Source organism: Curtobacterium sp. MWU13-2055 (assembly GCF_023242305.1).
Lineage (GTDB): Bacteria > Actinomycetota > Actinomycetes > Actinomycetales > Microbacteriaceae > Curtobacterium.
Map to the genome: position 1 here is coordinate 393,256 of NZ_JALLIO010000001.1, position 17,131 is coordinate 410,386.

16 protein-coding genes are annotated in these 17,131 nt (G+C 70.5%); 4 read left to right on the forward strand and 12 right to left on the reverse strand.

Features of this window, described 5'->3' with window-relative positions; all coding sequences use genetic code 11:
• Positions 1-91 precede the first annotated feature (91 nt).
• Positions 92-1,051 carry a phosphodiesterase gene (locus tag M4960_RS01755; protein WP_123294422.1) on the forward strand — a complete coding sequence of 320 codons (960 nt, stop codon included), beginning with the start codon at positions 92-94 and terminating at the stop codon, positions 1,049-1,051.
• 528 nt (positions 1,052-1,579) lie between these two features.
• On the opposite strand, the gene M4960_RS01760 is transcribed toward M4960_RS01755, so the two are convergent.
• The 4 genes from M4960_RS01760 to M4960_RS01775 all read right to left on the reverse strand — a co-directional run bounded on the left by M4960_RS01760 (position 1,580) and on the right by M4960_RS01775 (position 5,778).
• The gene (locus M4960_RS01760; protein WP_131880098.1) at positions 1,580-3,133 is read right to left on the reverse strand and encodes a stealth conserved region 3 domain-containing protein; all 1,554 of its coding nucleotides are present in this window, start codon (positions 3,131-3,133) and stop codon (positions 1,580-1,582) included.
• Positions 3,134-3,230: 97 nt separating this feature from the next.
• Positions 3,231-3,665: a DUF6804 family protein gene (locus M4960_RS01765; RefSeq protein WP_248703308.1), complete on the reverse strand. Its 435-nt coding sequence runs from the start codon at positions 3,663-3,665 to the stop codon at positions 3,231-3,233.
• Positions 3,665-4,249 (reverse strand): GDSL-type esterase/lipase family protein, encoded by a 585-nt coding sequence (locus M4960_RS01770; RefSeq protein WP_248703309.1) that lies wholly within the window; start codon positions 4,247-4,249, stop codon positions 3,665-3,667. Before M4960_RS01770 ends, M4960_RS01765 begins: the two co-directional genes overlap by 1 nt.
• Positions 4,246-5,778, reverse strand: coding sequence for an SDR family oxidoreductase (locus M4960_RS01775; protein ID WP_248703310.1), 1,533 nt, complete (start codon positions 5,776-5,778; stop codon positions 4,246-4,248). The genes M4960_RS01770 and M4960_RS01775 overlap by 4 nt, the downstream gene beginning before the upstream one ends.
• 43 nt (positions 5,779-5,821) lie before the next feature.
• On the opposite strand from M4960_RS01775, the gene deoC reads away from it, so the two are divergent.
• The 3 genes from deoC to M4960_RS01790 all read left to right on the forward strand — a co-directional run bounded on the left by deoC (position 5,822) and on the right by M4960_RS01790 (position 8,367).
• Positions 5,822-6,553: a deoxyribose-phosphate aldolase gene (deoC, locus tag M4960_RS01780; protein ID WP_131880096.1), complete on the forward strand. Its 732-nt coding sequence runs from the start codon at positions 5,822-5,824 to the stop codon at positions 6,551-6,553.
• A gap of 137 nt (positions 6,554-6,690) precedes the next feature.
• Positions 6,691-7,644, forward strand: coding sequence for an ROK family protein (locus tag M4960_RS01785; RefSeq protein WP_123938024.1), 954 nt, complete (start codon positions 6,691-6,693; stop codon positions 7,642-7,644).
• Positions 7,645-7,776: 132 nt separating this feature from the next.
• Positions 7,777-8,367 (forward strand): type IV toxin-antitoxin system AbiEi family antitoxin, encoded by a 591-nt coding sequence (locus tag M4960_RS01790; RefSeq protein ID WP_248703311.1) that lies wholly within the window; start codon positions 7,777-7,779, stop codon positions 8,365-8,367.
• A 378-nt stretch (positions 8,368-8,745) separates the two neighbouring features.
• On the opposite strand, the gene M4960_RS01795 is transcribed toward M4960_RS01790, so the two are convergent.
• The 8 genes from M4960_RS01795 to ruvC form a co-directional block, all read right to left on the reverse strand.
• Positions 8,746-11,070 carry a bifunctional (p)ppGpp synthetase/guanosine-3',5'-bis(diphosphate) 3'-pyrophosphohydrolase gene (locus tag M4960_RS01795; protein ID WP_228505676.1) on the reverse strand — a complete coding sequence of 775 codons (2,325 nt, stop codon included), beginning with the start codon at positions 11,068-11,070 and terminating at the stop codon, positions 8,746-8,748.
• Positions 11,071-11,139: 69 nt separating this feature from the next.
• On the reverse strand, positions 11,140-11,487 hold the full coding sequence (locus M4960_RS01800) for a rhodanese-like domain-containing protein (RefSeq protein ID WP_131920181.1): 348 nt from the start codon (positions 11,485-11,487) through the stop codon (positions 11,140-11,142).
• Positions 11,487-12,494 (reverse strand): protein translocase subunit SecF, encoded by a 1,008-nt coding sequence (gene secF, locus M4960_RS01805; RefSeq protein WP_248703312.1) that lies wholly within the window; start codon positions 12,492-12,494, stop codon positions 11,487-11,489. The genes M4960_RS01800 and secF overlap by 1 nt, the downstream gene beginning before the upstream one ends.
• Positions 12,494-14,245, reverse strand: coding sequence for a protein translocase subunit SecD (gene secD, locus M4960_RS01810; RefSeq protein ID WP_123292812.1), 1,752 nt, complete (start codon positions 14,243-14,245; stop codon positions 12,494-12,496). Before secD ends, secF begins: the two co-directional genes overlap by 1 nt.
• Positions 14,246-14,337: 92 nt before the next feature.
• A complete protein-coding gene (gene yajC / locus M4960_RS01815) occupies positions 14,338-14,736 on the reverse strand; it encodes a preprotein translocase subunit YajC (RefSeq protein WP_111084040.1) in 399 nt (132 codons plus the stop codon).
• A 91-nt stretch (positions 14,737-14,827) separates the two neighbouring features.
• Positions 14,828-15,871: a Holliday junction branch migration DNA helicase RuvB gene (ruvB, locus tag M4960_RS01820; RefSeq protein ID WP_111084041.1), complete on the reverse strand. Its 1,044-nt coding sequence runs from the start codon at positions 15,869-15,871 to the stop codon at positions 14,828-14,830.
• Positions 15,868-16,488: a Holliday junction branch migration protein RuvA gene (gene ruvA / locus M4960_RS01825; RefSeq protein ID WP_111084042.1), complete on the reverse strand. Its 621-nt coding sequence runs from the start codon at positions 16,486-16,488 to the stop codon at positions 15,868-15,870. Before ruvA ends, ruvB begins: the two co-directional genes overlap by 4 nt.
• Positions 16,485-17,129 (reverse strand): crossover junction endodeoxyribonuclease RuvC, encoded by a 645-nt coding sequence (gene ruvC / locus M4960_RS01830; RefSeq protein WP_111084043.1) that lies wholly within the window; start codon positions 17,127-17,129, stop codon positions 16,485-16,487. The genes ruvA and ruvC overlap by 4 nt, the downstream gene beginning before the upstream one ends.
• Between the last annotated feature and the right edge of the window lie 2 nt (positions 17,130-17,131).

Consider the following 17,131-nt stretch of genomic DNA (forward strand, 5'->3'; position numbering starts at 1 on the left):
TTCACGGCTGGTTCACTGACACGTGCTGGACTCATCCAGGACGGTGTGGCAACGTGTTGCACCACGCATCCGCCAACGGAATGAGACCCCGATGGACAGCCGGACGGCCGAACACCCCAGGCCGAACCACTTCCTCCTCCACCTCAGCGACACCCACCTCGTCTCCGGCGACGGCGATCTGTACGGCGGGGTCGACTCCGCCGCCCGGCTCACCGAGATCGTCGCGGACATCGAAGCATCAGGCACCCGGCCCGAAGCGATCGTCGTCACCGGCGACGTGGCTGACAAGGGCGAACCGGGTGCCTACGCCCGTGTCCGCGAGATCGTCGAGCCGGCTGCCCGCCGGATCGGTGCCCAGGTCATCTGGGCGATGGGCAACCACGACGAGCGCGGCGCGTTCCGTCAGGAGCTCTTCGGGTTACACCCCACCGACCGTCCGGTCGACTTCGTCTACGACGTCAACGGTCTGCGGGTGATCACCCTCGACACGAGCGTCCCGGGCCACCACCACGGCGAGGTCTCCCCCGAGCAGCTCGACTGGCTGGCCGAGGTCCTGTCCGAGGCTGCGCCGCACGGCACCATCCTGGCGATGCACCACCCGCCCGTGCCGAGCGTGCAGGACCTGACCGTCCTCGTCGAACTCCGCGACCAGCAGGCCCTGGCCGAGGTCGTGGAGGGCAGTGACGTCCTGTCCATCATCGCCGGACACCTGCACTACTCGACCAGCGCGGTCTTCGCGGGCATCCCCGTGTCGGTCGCCAGTGCCACCTGCTACACGCAGGACCTCACCGAGTTCCAGGGCGGCACGCGTGGGCGGGACGGCGCGCAGTCGTTCAACCTGGTGCACGTCTACGGCCACAACGTCGTGCACTCGGTCGTCCCGATCGGGCACTACTCCACGGTCGGCGAACCGGTGTCGGCCGTCGAGACCGAGGCCCGACTCGCAGCGCACGGGGTCACGATCCCGCCCGCGGTCGAGCCGGCTCCGGTGACCTCGAGCATCCCGGTCTTCACGCTCGACTCGGTGCCGGTCTCCCCCGTCCACCGGTAGGTCGCCGCACTTCGTGAGCAGCAATGGTCGGGTCCGCGGTGCGGACCCGACCATTTGTGCTCACCATGTGCGGTGAGCGTGCGCGCGGGGCGGACGGGAGGCGCGTGGCGGGGCCGCTACGGGCCTCCCGTCCGGTCGGTGGTCACGACCCACCGCGAGTCGTGTGTCGAGCGGTCAGCTTGCGTCGTCTGGACGGCGCGCGTGCCGACAGGCCGCGACCGCTCGGCGGTCGGCGACGGGGCGGGGCGGTCGGGAGGCGCGTGGCGAGTCCGTCCCGGCACTCCTGTCCGGCAGGTGGTCACGACCCACCGCGAGACGTGTGTCGAGCGGTCAGCTTGCGTCGTCTGCCGGCGCGTGCGCCGACAGGCCGCGACCGGTCGGCGGTCGGTGACGGGGCGGGGCGGTCGGGCCCGGAGCCGTGGCTGGGTTTCGGCGCCGGGCTCGCAGGCTCGCCCGGAGCGCGTGGCTGGGCTCCGGCGCCGGGCTCGCAGGCTCGCCCGGAGCGCGACAGCAGAACGCTGGCGCGTTCTAGACGCTGTCGCGCTCCCACGGCGCGGGGAAGGGGAAGTAGCGCTCGAGGAAGTCGGTCACGCGCTGCGTCCGCTCCTCGTCGCTGACCTCCGGGAAACTGCCGTCGTTCAGGCAGAAGAAGTCCGCGTTCCGCTTCTTGAGCAACTCGTCGAGCGACCGCAGCCCGGACTGCATCGTGGTGTCGATGTAGCGGACGTCGGCGTTCTCCTGCGTGATCGCTCGACCCGTGAGCAACGAGTAGTAGTGGTACAGCGAGTTTGTCACCGAGATGTTCTCGGCCGCACGGAAGCGCGACGCCGCCGTGGCACGGAACTCGTCGGCGAACTCGTGCTCCATCTCCGTCATGATCGACGACCGGAGCGGGGTGGGCGCGTGCTCGAGGTGCCGGGTGGTGACCGCGCCGAACCGCTGCTGCAACAGGCGACGGTTGACCCGCGCGGAGTTCTCGAACCCGCTGCGCGCGGCGTTATTCACGCCGAGGCCGATGCGGGTGGTGGCGAGGATGAACTTCGACACCGACCCCGGGCTGAAGAACACCGAGGGGTCGACGGTGCGGCCGAAGAACATGTCGTCGTTCGAGTAGATGAAGTGCTCGCTGATGCCCGGGATGTGGTGCAGCTGCGACTCGACGGCCTGGGAGTTGTGCGTCGGCAGCACGGACGGGTCGGCGAAGAACTCCTCGCTGCGCACGATTCGGACCTTGGGGTGGTCGGCGAGCCAGTGCGGAGCGGGCGAATCGGTGGCGATGTAGATCTGGCGGATCCACGGTGCGAACGTGTGCACCGAGCGGAGTGCGTACTTGAGCTCGTCGATCTGGCGGAACCGTGCGGGGGCGTCGTCGCCCTCGCCCAGGACGGCCGTCGCCTGCGCTGCCTGGCGCGCGCGCTGGTACTCGATGGCGTTGCCGTCGACCCACGAGAAGACGATGTCGATCGGGAACCGGATGTCGGAGACGTGGTCGTCGAACATGTGCTCGACGGTGCGCCAGGTGCGGCCGTAGCGCTCGATGTCGACGAGCACGAACTCGTCGACGGGCAGGCTGCGGCGCATCAGAGCGTTCTCGACGGGCGCGAGCACCTCGGTGTCGGTGAGTCGCCAGAACTCGAGCTGCACGCTCGTCTCGGCGCCGTAGCGCAGACGACCGAGGGGCTCCAGGCGCGGGCGGAACACGCGCAGCACCGGCTCGTCGACCGGCCCGAGACCGTCGTCCTGCACGAGCACGGCCGGTTCGCCCGGCGGCTTCGCGTAGAACGGTTCGTTGACGGCGGCGGCCATGACGGCGCTCTCCGCACGCTGCCGGTCGCGCTCGTCGATCGCGATGACCGGACGCTCGTCGTTGCCGCGGATGAGCAGGTGGTCGACGTCGGCTTCGGTCAGCGCGTCGTCCAGGAACAGAAGGTCCTCGATCATCGACTGCTGCGGCGTCAGGTGACCGTTGAGCAGCGTCAGGCGCCCCTTGCGGACGACGACGTCGGGCCGGTCGAGACCGCCGGAGGACGGTCGAGGGGTCAGCAGAGGACTCTCGGTCACCGGCTCGGTCTCGTCGTTCATCCATGCCCTTCGGGTCGTGCTGCCGGGTCCTGTACCCGACCCTGCGATCCTACCGTCCGCCCGCCCGGTCGGTTCCGCAGGCGGTCAGCGGAGCCGGTCAGGAGGCCCGGGGTGCGTCCGCCTCGCGCGGCACCTTGACGGCGATGCCCACCACGATGAACAGGGCGGCAGCCAGGATCTGCAACGCGGCCCACACCTGGCCGGGGATCGGCACCGTGACCAGGGGGTTCCAGCAGACGGCGACGGCGGCCATCAGCGCGGCGGCCCACCACGTCTTCCCGCGCACCGCGAAGACGAGCACGATGAGGGACAGCACCGTGACACCCCAGCGGGCGAAGACGAAGCCGGACGAGTCGATGATCGCCACGCAGGCGAGCAGGACGATCGCGGCGATGAGCGACGGCGCGAGTGCCGGCCGGGTGAACCCCGGGGTGGCACGGGTGTTCGTCGTCCCCGCGGTCGGTCGGACCGGTGCGGCGGGCACGCCGTTCTGCGACGACCCCACCGGGGGTCGTCCCTTGCGGGCAGCCATCAGGCGGGGGCCTCGTCGAGGTCGATGGCCGTGAAGGACCGGGACATCGGCGGGAGACCCCGCACACGCTCGAGCGCGGGGACCAGCTCGCCGAGGTAGGCCCGGTAGCCCTCGTCGGTGAGGTGCAGGCCGTCGTCGGTGAAGCGGTCGTCCAGGTGGTCGCCGCCGGCCAGCGCGGGCCAGGCGTCGAGGTACTGCGCGTGGCAGGTCGCGACGAACTGCCGCAGGTGCCGGTTCGCCTCCTCGATCTTCGCCGTGTACTCGGCCTGGCGGGGCAGGACGGAGACGAGCAGCAGGCGGACACCGGGCAGCTCGCGCCGCAGGGTGACGAGGATCGTCTCGACGTTGCGGACGACGTGTTCGGCGCTCGCCCGGTGGTTGCCGAAGTCGTTCGTGCCGATCAACAGCACGATCACCTCGGGCTGCTCGGCGATGACCGCGTCGAGCCGTGCGAGCACGCCGTCCGTCGTGTCACCGCTGATGCCCTGGTTCAGGGTCTGCTCGTCGGGGAGCCAGCTGTCCCACGACCCCTGGGCCGTGATGCTGTCCCCCAGGAACAGGACGGGACTGCGTTCCTCGGTCATGCTGCCTCCTCGTTCGCCGGTTCCGGACTCCCATTGTGCTGGGTCCGGTTGCGCTGCGTCGACTCGGTGTTGTCCGACTCGCGCTCGGCGGCCGCGGTGATGCGCTCGACCATGCCGGGGAAGATGATCCCGTGGAAGGGCAGGATCCCGTACCAGTACAGCCGGCCGGGCAGGCCCTGCGGGAAGTAGATCGCCCGCTGGTGGTAGTCGCTGCCGCCCTCGGGGTTCGGGGTCACGGTCATCTCGAGCCAGGCGCGCCCGGGTGACTTGAACTCGGCGCGGAGCCGCAGGTAGTGACCGCGCTCGAGGCGTTCGACGCGCCACCAGTCGAGGGCGTCGCCCTGCTCGAGTCGGTCCTGGTCGCGACGACCACGGCTGAGCCCGACACCACCGGCGACCTTGTCCATCCAGCCCCGTGCGACCCAGGCCAGCGGGAACGAGTACCAGCCGTTCTCGCCGCCGATCGACTCGACGACGCGCCAGACGTCCTCCGCCGAGGCGGTCGAGTGCCGCTTCCGGTCGTCGACGTAGACGGTGTGGCCGGCCCAGTCCGGGTCGGTCGGCATCGGGTCGGCCGAGGCGCTCGACAGGGTGGCGCTCCGCCAGCTCGTCTGCACCTCGCCGGAGCGCATCTTGTTCAGGGCCAGTCGGACCGCGCGGCGGTACGAGGTGAGCCCGCCCTCGGGCTGCGGGACGACGTCGTCGATGTCGTGCTCGCGCTGGACGCACTCGAACTGCAGCGACTCGATGATCGGCGTCGCGAGCTTGCGCGGGATCGGGGTGACGACGTTGAACCAGTGTGCGGCGAGGCGCGGGGTGAGCACCGGCAGGACCGTGATCGGCCGCTGCCGCAGCTTCGCCTCGACCGCGTAGCCGTTGAGCATCTGCCCGTAGCGCAGGACGTCCGGCCCGCCGATGTCGAAGGTGCGGTTGACGTCGGCGGGGACGTCGAGCGCCGCGACCAGGTAGTACAGGACGTCGCGCACGGCGATCGGCTGGATGCGGTTGCGCACCCACCGCGGTGCGGGCATCCACGGCAGGACGTCGGTCACGTGCCGGATCATCTCGAACGAGGTGCTGCCGGAACCGATGACGACGCCGGCCTGGTAGGCGATCGTCGGCACGCCGGAGTGGAGCAGGATCTCCCCCACCTCCTTCCGACTGCGCAGGTGCTTCGACAGGTCGCCGTCGGGGTGCAGGCCGCCCAGGTAGACGAACCGGCTGACACCGGCACGCTTCGCCTCGTGCGCCATCGTCTCGGCCGCCTGCCGTTCCGCGGACTCGAAGTCGCCGTCGGCACCCATCGCGTGGGCGAGGTAGTACACGGCCTCGACGCCGTCGACCGCGGCGCGGACCGCGTCGGCGTCCTGCAGGTCTCCTTCGGCGACGTCGACGTCGCTGCTCCACGGGACGTCCTGGAGCTTCCGGGGGTTGCGCACGAACACGCGCACGGAGTGTCCGGCTTCGAGGAGACGGGGGACGAGACGACCGCCGATGTACCCGGTGGCGCCGGTGACGAGGACCTGCATGCCCGGAACGCTACGCGGCACGCCTGACGGGTAGGCTTGCCGGGTGGACAACGCAGCCTTCCCCGTCACCGCCGATGCCGTCCGCGGCCTCATCGACCACGCGATCCTGAAGCCCGAGCTCACCCGCTCGGACGTCGACGCCCAGCTCGACGAAGCCGCCGCGTACCGGGTCTTCAGCGTGTGCGTCCGGCCCAGCGACGTCGCCTACGCCGTCGAGCGTCTCCGGGGCACCGGCGTCGGCGTCGGGACGGTCATCGGCTTCCCGCACGGCACCACCTCCACCGCGGCCAAGGTCGCCGAGTCGCTGCAGGCCCTCGCCGACGGCGCCTTCGAGCTCGACATGGTGCAGAACATCGGCGCCGCGAAGTCCGGCGACTGGGAGCGCGTCGAGCAGGACGTCCGCGCCGTCGTCGACGCAGCCGGGTCCACCGTCGTCAAGGTGATCCTCGAGACCGCGTTCCTGACCGACGACGAGATCGTCGCAGCCTCGCGTGCCGCGCAGTCCGCCGGTGCCGCGTTCGTGAAGACCTCCACCGGGTTCGCCGGCGGCGGGGCGACGACCGAGCACATCGCGCTGATGCGCCGAACGGTCGGTGCCGACACGGGCGTGAAGGCCTCGGGCGGGGTCCGCGGGCTCGACACCCTGCTCGAGATGGTGGACGCCGGGGCGAACCGCATCGGCACGAGTGCGTCCGCGCGCATCCTCGACGAGGTCGCGCACCGCGTCGAGACCGGTGCCGCGTCGTCGCAGGGCGACGACACCAGCTCCTACTGACCCACCGCGACACGACCTGATCCACCGCACGACGACCTGACCCGACCGACCCACCACCTGCCAGGCCGGGGCCCACCGGACGCGACGCCGCGTCCGGGAGCCGCCCCGGGCCTCCAGACCGCCGCATCGGAGCGCGCATGTCCAGCACCGCACCCCAGCCCCCCGCCCTCGCACTCGCCGTCGACCTCGGCGGCACCAAGGTCGAGGCCGCGCTCGTCACCGACCAGGGCGTCGTCCTGCCGGGCACGCGCTTCCGCAGCCCCACCGGGCCGCAGCGCACGTCCGACGAGCTGCAGGCCGCCGTCGACGAGGTCGTGACGAGCGCGCTCGCCACGGTCCCGACCGACGCGACCCTGGTCGGCGTCGGGGTCGGCTCGGCCGGCCCCGTCGACGAGGAGCACGGCCTCGTCTCTCCGCTCAACATGCCGGTGTGGCGCGGCCACCCGCTGCGCGACCGCATCGCCGCGCTCGTGCCCGAGGGCGTGCCGGTCACGCTGCGCATGGACGGCCTGGCGATCACGCTGGCCGAGCACTGGGTCGGTGCGGCCCAGGGGTACGACCACGTCATGGGCATGATCGTGTCGACGGGCGTCGGCGGTGGCCTCATCCTGCACGGCCGGACCGTCAGCGGCCCGACGGGCAACGCCGGGCACATCGGGCACGTGGAGTGCGGCGGTTACGACGATCCGTGCGCGTGCGGCGGCACCGGCTGCCTCGAGGCGATCGCCAGCGGCCCGAAGACCGTTGCCTGGGCGCAGCGCCAGGGGTTCGACGGGTCCACCGGCGAAGAACTGTCGGCGGCGTACGCGGCCGGCGACGAGATCGCGGTCGCCGCGGTCAAGCGCAGCGGCCGGGCGCTCGGGCAGGCGATCGCGGCGGCGACGAGCCTCGTCGACCTCGAGGTCGTGGCGATCGGCGGCGGGTTCTCCCACGTCACGCCGGACCTGTTCGAGTACGCACGCGAAGCGGTGGCGGAGCGCGTCGAGTTCGGGTTCGTGACGAAGGTGCGCATCGTGCCGACGGCGCTGTCGCAGGACGGCCCGCTCATCGGCGCGGCGGCACTCGTGCACCGCGCCGACGTCCTGCGCTGACGTCCTGCGCTGAGCGGACCGCGCCGACGCCGACCTGGAGGCTCGGTGCGGGCCCGCCACGGGCCTCCAGGCCGGTCCGCGGCTTGTCCACAGGCATGTCGGTCGCGTGCGCAGGTCGGGCAGGATGTGCGGGTGCCCCGCCCGCGACTGCTGACCAGTGACGACTGGCCGGAGCCCGAGCTGCGTGCGGCGGTCCTCGCCGGCGAACTCGTCCCAGTCGGACCGTGCTGGGCCTCCCCTGCCGAGCCCCAGACGCCGTCGTTGCGTGCCGCCGCTGCCGCCTGGGTCCTGCGGGATGGGCGGCTGATCGCCTGCACCCTGACGGCCGCGTGGATCTGGGGTGCGGCGTCCAGACTGCCGGCACCGCTCGAGGCCTGCATCCCGCCGCAGGTCCGCGTGCACGTCGGGCCGGACGTGCGCCTGCGGGAGGTCCGGATCCAGGCTGACGACAGCGCCGTCCTCGGAGGGCTGCGGGTCACGATGCCGGCGCGGACCGCGGTCGACCTGCTCCGGATGCCGGACCTCTCGGCCGGCGCGTTCGGGGAGGCCGAGGCGACGGCCGTGCACGGGCTGCTGGCGATCGGGGCGGTCACCGCGGCCGAACTGCAGGTGCGGCTGAGCGCCCTCGGGACGATCCCGATGGTGCGGCAGGCCGAGCGGCGGTTGCGGGGGCTGCAGGACGCCGCTGGGGGCGCTGGAGGCGCTGGGGGCGTTGTCCGGTAGTGCGTCGCGGGTGCGAGCGGTCACAACACCCCGCTCGCGTCCGCCGAGTGGTCGCGAACTGTCGGTCGGCGGGGCCGCAGCCGACGGTTTGTGACCGGTCGACGGGGCCCGCGCGACGTGTCGCGACCGGCGGATGGTCGGGCGTCGGCCGGACGTCGGGCGGGAGGCGCGGGGCGGGGGCGCCACGGGCCTCCCGTCCGGAGCGTGCGAGCGGTCACTACACCCCGCTCGCGTCCGCCGAGTGGTCGCGAACTGTCGGTCGGCGGGGCCGCAGCCGACGGTTTGTGACCGGTCGACGGGGCCCGCGCGACGTGTCGCGACCGACGGATGGTCGTGCCGCGCGGGGCACTGCCGCGGCGACGCGCGCTCGAGCCGTGCTCAGCCGGCGCTGACGCGGTAGACGTCGTAGACGGCGTCGATGCGTCGGACCGCGTTCAGCACCCGGTCGAGGTGGATGGTGTCACCCATCTCGAACACGAACCGACTGAGCGCCAACCGGTCGGACGAGGTCGAGACCGTCGCCGACAGGATGTTGACGTGGTGGTCGGTGAGCACCCGGGTGACGTCGCTGAGCAGCCCCGACCGATCGAGCGCCTCGATCTGGATCTGGACGAGGAACACCGACTTCGACGACGGGGCCCACTCGACCTCGATCATCCGGTCGGGCTCGTTCATCAGGGACTTGACGTTCGTGCACGACGACTGGTGCACCGAGACGCCCTGCCCGCGGGTGATGAACCCGACGATCTGGTCGCCCGGCACCGGCGTGCAGCACTTCGCGAGCTTCACCAGGATGTCCGGCGCACCGCGCACCAGCACGCCGCTGTCGCTCGTGCGCAGCTGACGGCTCGTGACCTGGCGCGGGAACGTGAGCTCCGGCTCGTCGGTCTCGGTGTCGCTCTGGACGCTGCCCAGGACCTTCTCGATGACGGACTGCGTCGAGACGTGCCCCTCGCCGACCGCGGCGTACAGGGCCGAGACGTCGTCGTAGCGCATCGACGAGGCGACCTCGGCGATGGTGTCCTGGCTCATGATCCGCTGGAGCGGCAGGTTCTGCTTGCGCACGGCGCGGGCGATGGCGTCGCGGCCCTGCTCGATCGCCTCTTCGCGGCGCTCCTTGGTGAACCACTGCTTGATCTTGTTCCGCGCCCGGGGGCTCTTGACGAACTTCAGCCAGTCCTGCGACGGACCGGAGTCGGGGTTCTTCGACGTGAAGATCTCGACGACGTCGCCACTCGACAGCGAGCTCTCGAGCGGGACGAGGCGACCGTTGACCTTGGCGCCCATGGTGCGGTGCCCGACCTCGGTGTGCACGGCGTACGCGAAGTCCACCGGGGTGGCGCCGGCGGGCAAGCCGATGACCTTGCCCTGCGGCGTGAAGACGTAGGTCTCCTTCGCGCCGATCTCGTAGCGGAGCGAGTCGAGGAACTCCCCCGGGTCGCTCGTCTCGGCCTGCCAGTCGGTGATGTGCGCGAGCCACGCCATGTCCTGGTCGTCGGTGGTCGACGAGGTCCCGACGTCTCGGCCGGCGGCACGCTGCTTGTACTTCCAGTGCGCGGCGACACCGAACTCGGCGCGCTGGTGCATCTCGTGCGTGCGGATCTGGATCTCGACCGGGCGCCCCTGCGGCCCGAGCACGCTGGTGTGCAGCGACTGGTACAGGTTGAACTTCGGCGTCGCGATGTAGTCCTTGAACCGGCCGGGCAGCGGTGTCCACCGCGCGTGCACCGAACCGAGCATGGCGTAGCAGTCGCGCACCGTGGGCACGAGCACCCGGATGCCGACGAGGTCGTAGATCTCGTCGAACTCGCGACCCCGCACGATCATCTTCTGGTAGATCGAGTAGTACTGCTTCGGCCGCCCCATGACCTCGCCGCGGACCTTCGCGGCCTTCAGGTCCTTCTTGAGCGTGCCGATGACGTTCTGGACGAACTGCTCGCGCTTCGGCTGCCGTTCCTTGACCAGGCTGTCGATCTCGACGTAGAGCTTCGGGTGCAGGACCGCGAAGGACAGGTCCTCGAGCTCGAGCTTGATCATCTGGATGCCGAGCCGGTGCGCGAGGGGCGCGTAGATCTCGAGCGTCTCCTTCGCCTTGCGGGTGGCGGAGGTGGACTCGACGAAGCCCCAGGTGCGGGCGTTGTGCAGCCGGTCGGCGAGCTTGATGACCAGCACGCGGATGTCCTTCGACATCGCGATGACCATCTTGCGGACCGTCTCGGCCTGGGCGCTGTCGCCGTACTTGACCTTGTCGAGCTTCGTGACGCCGTCGACGAGCATGGCGATCTCGTCGCCGAAGTCGACCTGCAGCTGGTCGAGCTGGTAGTCGGTGTCCTCGACCGTGTCGTGGAGCAGCGCGGCGGCGATCGTGATCGGCCCGATGCCCAGGTCGGCCAGGATCTGGGCGACCGCGACGGGGTGCGTGATGTACGGCTCGCCGGACTTGCGCTTCTGACCGTCGTGCGCGCGCTCGGCGACGGAGTACGCGCGCTCGATGAGCGTGACGTCGGCCTTGGGGTGGTGCGAGCGCACCGTGCGGATCAGGGTGTCCACGGCACCGGCCGGCTGGGCGCGGGAGAACAGGCGCGGCAGCAGCGACCGGAGGGAACCGAGGTTGCCCGTCGTGTTCGGTCCGAGGGGGCTGGTCGGCCGCTGGGCGGAGCCGGGGCGGCTCGGCGCGGACGGCTCTTCGCGGGTGTCCGTCATGATGCGCCTCCCAGGACTCGGTCCGAGAGCTCGATCCGAGCTCGATCCGCCAACACTACGCGTGTCCGGTCAGTGCTCGTGAACCGGTTCGCCCTGGGCGTCGCGGACCACCGGTGCGCCGGACTGCTCCCAGGCGACCATGCCGCCGGTCAGGTTGACCGCGGAGACACCGGATTGTTCGAGTGCCGCGACCACCCGGGCCGAACGAGCACCCGAGTGGCAGACGATGATCGCCGGTTCGTCGCCGCCGTCGATCTCCTGCCAGCGGTTCACCAGCTCGGACATCGGGACGAGCGTGGCCTCGGGAGCGTGGACCTCGTCCCACTCCCCCTGCTCACGGACGTCGAACAGCCGCGACCCCGACTCCAGCCGACGACGCGCCTCGGCGACGTCGACCTCGGTGATCTCGATCGGCATCAGGCGGTCGCCTTCGCGTCGGCGTCGACCTCGCGCTGGCGCTTCTCGGCCGCCTGGATCTTCTTGGCGTCGGCCTGCTTGATCTTCGGCTCGTTCTCGCGCAGCTGGGCGTACATCGGCGAGGCGATGAAGATCGTCGAGTAGGTACCGACGATGATGCCGATGAACAGTGCGAGCGAGATGTCGCGGAGCGTGCCGGCACCGAGCACGTACGACCCGATGAACAGGATCGCCGCGACCGGCAGCAGCGCCACGACCGAGGTGTTGATCGAGCGGACGAGCGTCTGGTTCACCGCGAGGTTCACCGACTGCTTGAACGTGCGGATCGACTCCTGCGCGGTGTTCTCACGCACCTTGTCGAAGACCACCACGGTGTCGTAGAGCGAGTACCCGAGGATCGTCAGGAACCCGATCACCGCCGCGGGCGTGACCTCGAGCCCGACGATGCCGTAGACACCGGCCGTGATCAACAGGTCGTGGACCAGCGCGGCCATCGCGGAGAGCGACATCTTCCAGGTGCGGAAGTACAGCGTCATGAACACGGCGGCCAGGGCGAGGAAGATCACCAGACCGCGGATCGCCTGGGCGAGCACGTCGGCGCCCCACGTGGCACCGATGAACGTCGCCGCGACCTGGCTCTCCGGCACGTTGTACGCCTCGGCCAGGGCGTCCTGCACCTCGGTCGTCTGACGGTCGGTGAGCTGGCCGGTCTGCACGCGGATGCCGTGCGTTCCGAGCTGGGAGACGCGCGGGATCTCGTCCGAGACGACCCGCTCGACGGTGTCCGTCGCGATGCTCTGGTCGGTGTTCTTGACGTCCGACAGGGTGAACTCGGAACCACCGGTGAACTCGATGCCGAGCTGGTACCCGCCGCGCAGCCACGGGGTGGCGAGCGAGATCACGATCATGATGAGCGCGATGAGGTACCAGGTCTTGCGTCGTCCGATGATGTCGTACGACCGCTTCCCCGTGTAGAGGTCGCTGCCGAACTGGCTGAAGCTGGCCATCAGTCGTCCTTCCCGTCCGGCGTCGAGCCGTTGTCGCCGGAGGCCTGCTGGGCCTTCCGCTCCGCGATCGTCTGTCGGCGCTGCGCCTCACCGGCACTGCGCTGGCGCTTGCCGTCCACCACGGGGGCGCGGAACTGCGCACGCCCCTTGTAGACCGCACCGAGCGCCGCTGGGTCGAGCCCGCTGAACTTGTGCCCCTCGCCGAAGAACCGGGTGCGGGAGATGAGCTGCATCATCGGGTGGGTGAAGAGCGCGACCACCACGATGTCGATCAGCGTCGTGAGGAGCAGCGTGAACGCGAAGCCCTTCACGTCGGCGACCGCGAGCACGTACAGGGTGACGGCGGCGAGGAAGTTCACCGCGTCGGACGCGAGGATCGTGCGGAGTGCACGCTTCCAGCCGGACTCGACCGCACTCTCGAGTGCACGACCGTCGCGGAGTTCGTCACGGATGCGTTCGAAGTAGACGATGAACGAGTCCGCCGTGATGCCGATCGCGACGATCAGACCCGCCACACCCGCCAAGGACAGGCGGTAGTCGACGCGCCAGGACATGATCGCGATGACCAGGTAGGTCAGGACGGCGGCCACTCCGAGCGAGAGCACCGTGACGAACGCGAGCGCCCGGTACTGGATGACGGAGTAGATGATCACCAGGCCGAGGCCGATCAGGCCCGCGACGAGACCGCCGATGAGCTGCGCCGTGCCGAGCGTCGCCGAGATGTTCTCGTTCGACTGCACCTGGAAGTTGATCGGCAGTGCACCGTACTTGAGCTGGTCGGCGAGCGTCTTCGACGACTCGGCCGTGAACGAGCCGGTGATCTGCGCCTTGCCGTTGGTGATGGCGGAGTTCGTGGACGGGGCCGTGATGACCGAGCCGTCCAGCACGATCGCGAACTGGTTCTGCGGTGCCTGCAGCGAGACGAGGCGGTTCGTGACGGTGCGGAAGTCCTTCGTGCCCTGGCCGTCGAAGGTCAGGTTGACGGCCCACTGGCCCGTCGACGTGCCCTGCGAGTCGGTGGCCAGACCCGAGGTGGCGTTGCTGATGTTCGCACCGGAGACCTCGACCGGGCCGAGGATGTACTTCGACGCACCGTCGGCGTCACACGTGACGAGGGGCTCGTCGTCCGGAGCCGAGGTGACGTCGTCCGGAGCCGCGCAGTTGTAGTTGGTGTACAGGTCCTGCAGCGCCGGGGTGATCCAGTTGACGTCGCTGGCGTTCGTCGGCTTCGCGCTCGGCGTCGCCGCGAGCGATGCGGGCGGCGAGTACGGCGTCGGCGAGGCGGTGGACTTCCCGTCGTCACCGACGGCGGAGTTCGTCGCGGCCTCGGTGAAGAGCACGGGGCGGAACGTCAGCTTCGCCGCTGCCTCGATGCGGTCGATCGTGGCCTTGTCGGGCCGACCGGGGATCGACACGACGATGTTGTTCGCACCCTGCGTGTTGATCTCGGTCTCGGAGACGCCGGTGGCGTTGATGCGCTGGCGGATGATCTCCACCGCCTGCTGCAGCTGCTGCGAGGTGACCGAGTCGCCCTCGGTGTTCTGCGCCGCGAGGGTCAGCTGCGTGCCGCCCTGCAGGTCGAGTGCGAGCTCCGGTACCCAGCTCGCGCCCTGGTACCACTTGTCCGTGTCGTCCTTCGAGCTGCCGGCGAGGATCGTCGCGGCGGTGTTCAGGCCGGCGAGGATCGCCATCAGGATCACCAACCAGGTGAGCGAGCGCAGCGCCTTCTTGACGGGTGTCGATCGTGCCACCGGTCGTCTCGTCTTTCTGTTCAGGACCGTCGGCGCTCAGGCACGACGGCAGAGGGAAGCCGCCGGGTCAGACGACCCGGCGGCCGAGGGCGTCAGTCGTCGGACTTGCGCTTCGAGTCGGTCTCGTCGAGGCGGTCGTTGTCGACCCGCTCGCCGTAGACCGGCTCCCCGTTGAGTTCGGCGACGGGCTTGGCCTCGTCCTCCGGCGTCGCGGTGGTCTCGATGTCGGAGGCGCTGTCGTCGACGACGCGCGACAGGGTCTGGCGGTGCACGGTGACGACGGTGCCGGGGGCGATCTCGACGTCGGCGGTGACCTTCTCGTCGTCGACGGAGAGGAGCGTGCCGTACAGGCCGAAGGACAGCATCACGCGAGCACCCGGCACCATCTTGGTGGCGAGCTCGCCCTGCTGCTTCTTGCGCTTGCGGCTGTTGTAGAACATGAAGGCCGCGAACGCCACGACGATGACGATGAGGATGACTTCTTGACCCATGATGCAGTTGCCTTCTCTGGTTGCTCGGTTTCGGGCCGTAGCAGTCTAGGGCACGCCACTGTGCGTGGCATGTCACCCGACCGATCGGCCGCTAGTCGGTGGTGTCGGTGTCGTCGAACAGGCCCGGGAGCGGCCCGACGCCCTGCCCTGGGGTGAGGCCCAGGTGCCGCCACGCGACCGGGGTCGCGATGCGGCCGCGCGGGGTGCGCGTGACCAGACCGACCCGGACGAGGAAGGGTTCGACGACCGACTCGATGGTCTCGGACTCTTCTCCGACCGAGACCGCGAGGGTGTTCAGCCCCACCGGTCCGCCGTCGAAGCGGGTCAGCATGATCTCGACCACGGCGCGGTCGAGGCGGTCGAGCCCGAGCTCGTCGACGTCGTACAGGTCGAGTGCACCCTGGACGGCCGCCATGCCGTCGGTGGTGCGGTGCACGAGGGCGTAGTCGCGGACCCGGCGGAGCAGCCGGTTCGCGATGCGCGGGGTGCCCCGGGAACGCCCGGCGATCTCCCGCAGCGCCGATCGGTCGATGTCGAGCTCGAGCAGGTGCGCGGCGCGGATCAGGACCTGTTCGAGTTCGTCCTTCTCGTAGAACTCGAGGTGCGCCGTGAAGCCGAAGCGGTCGCGGAGCGGGTTCGGCAGCAGGCCGGCGCGGGTGGTGGCACCGACCAGGGTGAACGGCGCGAGGTCGAGTGGGATGCTCGTCGCGCCGGCGCCCTTGCCCACCATGACGTCGATCCGGAAGTCCTCCATCGCCAGGTAGAGCATCTCTTCCGCCGAGCGCGCCATCCGGTGGATCTCGTCGATGAACAGGACCTCGCCCGGCACGAGCGACGACAGGACGGCAGCCAGGTCGCCCGCGTGCTGGATCGCCGGACCGCTCGACATCCGCAACGGACGCCCGGTCTCGTGCGCGACGATCATCGCCAGCGTGGTCTTGCCGAGGCCGGGAGGACCCGCCATCAGGATGTGGTCCGGGGTGCGGTCCTGCATGCCCGCGGCTTTGAGCAGCAGGTCGAGCTGCCCGCGCACCTTCCGCTGGCCGACGAACTCGTCGAGCGACCGCGGCCGGAGTGCACCTTCGAACGCGAGTTCTTCCTGCGACTCGGCTCCGGCTGACGTGATGCCGCTCATCGACCGGCACCGGCGGGCCGGAGCGCACCGAGCGCGGCGCGGAGCAGCGCCTGCGTGCCCATGGCCGCGGCCCCTGGCTCGTTCGCGACGGTCTCGTCGACGGCGGTCTGTGCTGCGTCCTCGCGCCAGCCGAGGCCGATCAGTGCGGAGACGACGTCGGTCGCGGCCGGGTGGGCAGCGGTGCCACGACCGGCGGTGACGACGGCGGCCTGCTCGAACGCGGCGAGCTTGCCGGTGAGCGCGAGGATGATGAGCTTCGCGGTCTTCGGGCCGATGCCGGAGACCTTGCGGAAGGCGCCGTCGTCGTCCTTCGCCACGGCGTTCGCGACCTGCGACGGGTCCATGTGGGCCAGGACGCCCATCGCGGACTTCGGCCCGACACCCGTGACGCTGCGCAGCAGGTCGAACACCTGGAGGGCGTCGGTCGACTCGAAGCCGAAGAGCAGGTGCTCGTCTTCGCGCACGATCATCGCGGTGCGCACGAACACCTCGGACCCGTGGCGCATCGTCAGCGCGTGGGCCGGGGTCACGGTGACGGCGTACCCGACTCCCCCGGCCTCGATCACCACGCCGGAACCGGCGATGTCGATGCAGGTACCCCGGAGACTCGCGATCATGCCCCGAGCCTACGGCCGCCCACCGACGCGGCCGACGAGCCACGCGGTCGGGCCGCGGCAGCGGCCGCACGGGCGAGCGGGGAGTCGACGGTGCCGCCCTGTGCGTCGCGCCACGCGCGTTGTGCCGGGGTGAGGTTCGTGGCACGTTCGCCGGCGACGTCCGGTGATCCGAGCCTCCAGGCATGGCACACGGCCAGCGCGAGCGCATCGGCGGCGTCGGCCGGCTTCGGGGCCTCGGCGAGACCGAGCACGCGCGCGATCATGGTCTGCACCTGGCGCTTGTCGGCGTTGCCGTAGCCGGTGACGGCCGCCTTGACCTCGGACGGCGTGTGCAGGCCGACGGGCAGCCCGCGGGCCGCCGCGGCGTGCAGCGCGAGCCCGGCCGCCTGGGCGGTGCCCATCACGGTGCGGACGTTCGCCTGCGCGAACACACGCTCGACGGCGACCGCGTCCGGGTGGTGCTCGTCGATCTCGGCGGCGATGCCGTCGGCGATGCGGAGCAGCCGCTGTTCGAGCGGCATGTCCGCCGGGGTGCGCACGACCGTCACGTGGACGAGCCGTGCGCGCCGGTTCGGTGCGACCTCGACGACGCCGACGCCGCACCGGGTGAGCCCGGGGTCCACCCCGAGCACACGGAGCACGG

Bases quoted from the DNA above. Each gene is read 5' to 3' on its own strand.
- M4960_RS01765 (WP_248703308.1), bottom strand. From the start codon at position 3,665: ATGGCTGCCCGCAAGGGACGACCCCCGGTGGGGTCGTCGCAGAACGGC.
- M4960_RS01760 (WP_131880098.1), bottom strand. From the start codon at position 3,133: ATGAACGACGAGACCGAGCCGGTGACCGAGAGTCCTCTGCTGACCCCT.
- ruvA (WP_111084042.1), bottom strand. From the start codon at position 16,488: ATGATCGCGAGTCTCCGGGGTACCTGCATCGACATCGCCGGTTCCGGC.
- M4960_RS01770 (WP_248703309.1), bottom strand. From the start codon at position 4,249: ATGACCGAGGAACGCAGTCCCGTCCTGTTCCTGGGGGACAGCATCACG.
- M4960_RS01775 (WP_248703310.1), bottom strand. From the start codon at position 5,778: ATGCAGGTCCTCGTCACCGGCGCCACCGGGTACATCGGCGGTCGTCTC.
- M4960_RS01785 (WP_123938024.1), top strand. From the start codon at position 6,691: ATGTCCAGCACCGCACCCCAGCCCCCCGCCCTCGCACTCGCCGTCGAC.
- M4960_RS01755 (WP_123294422.1), top strand. From the start codon at position 92: ATGGACAGCCGGACGGCCGAACACCCCAGGCCGAACCACTTCCTCCTC.
- yajC (WP_111084040.1), bottom strand. From the start codon at position 14,736: ATGGGTCAAGAAGTCATCCTCATCGTCATCGTCGTGGCGTTCGCGGCC.
- M4960_RS01795 (WP_228505676.1), bottom strand. From the start codon at position 11,070: ATGACGGACACCCGCGAAGAGCCGTCCGCGCCGAGCCGCCCCGGCTCC.
- secF (WP_248703312.1), bottom strand. From the start codon at position 12,494: ATGGCCAGCTTCAGCCAGTTCGGCAGCGACCTCTACACGGGGAAGCGG.
- M4960_RS01800 (WP_131920181.1), bottom strand. From the start codon at position 11,487: ATGCCGATCGAGATCACCGAGGTCGACGTCGCCGAGGCGCGTCGTCGG.
- ruvB (WP_111084041.1), bottom strand. From the start codon at position 15,871: ATGAGCGGCATCACGTCAGCCGGAGCCGAGTCGCAGGAAGAACTCGCG.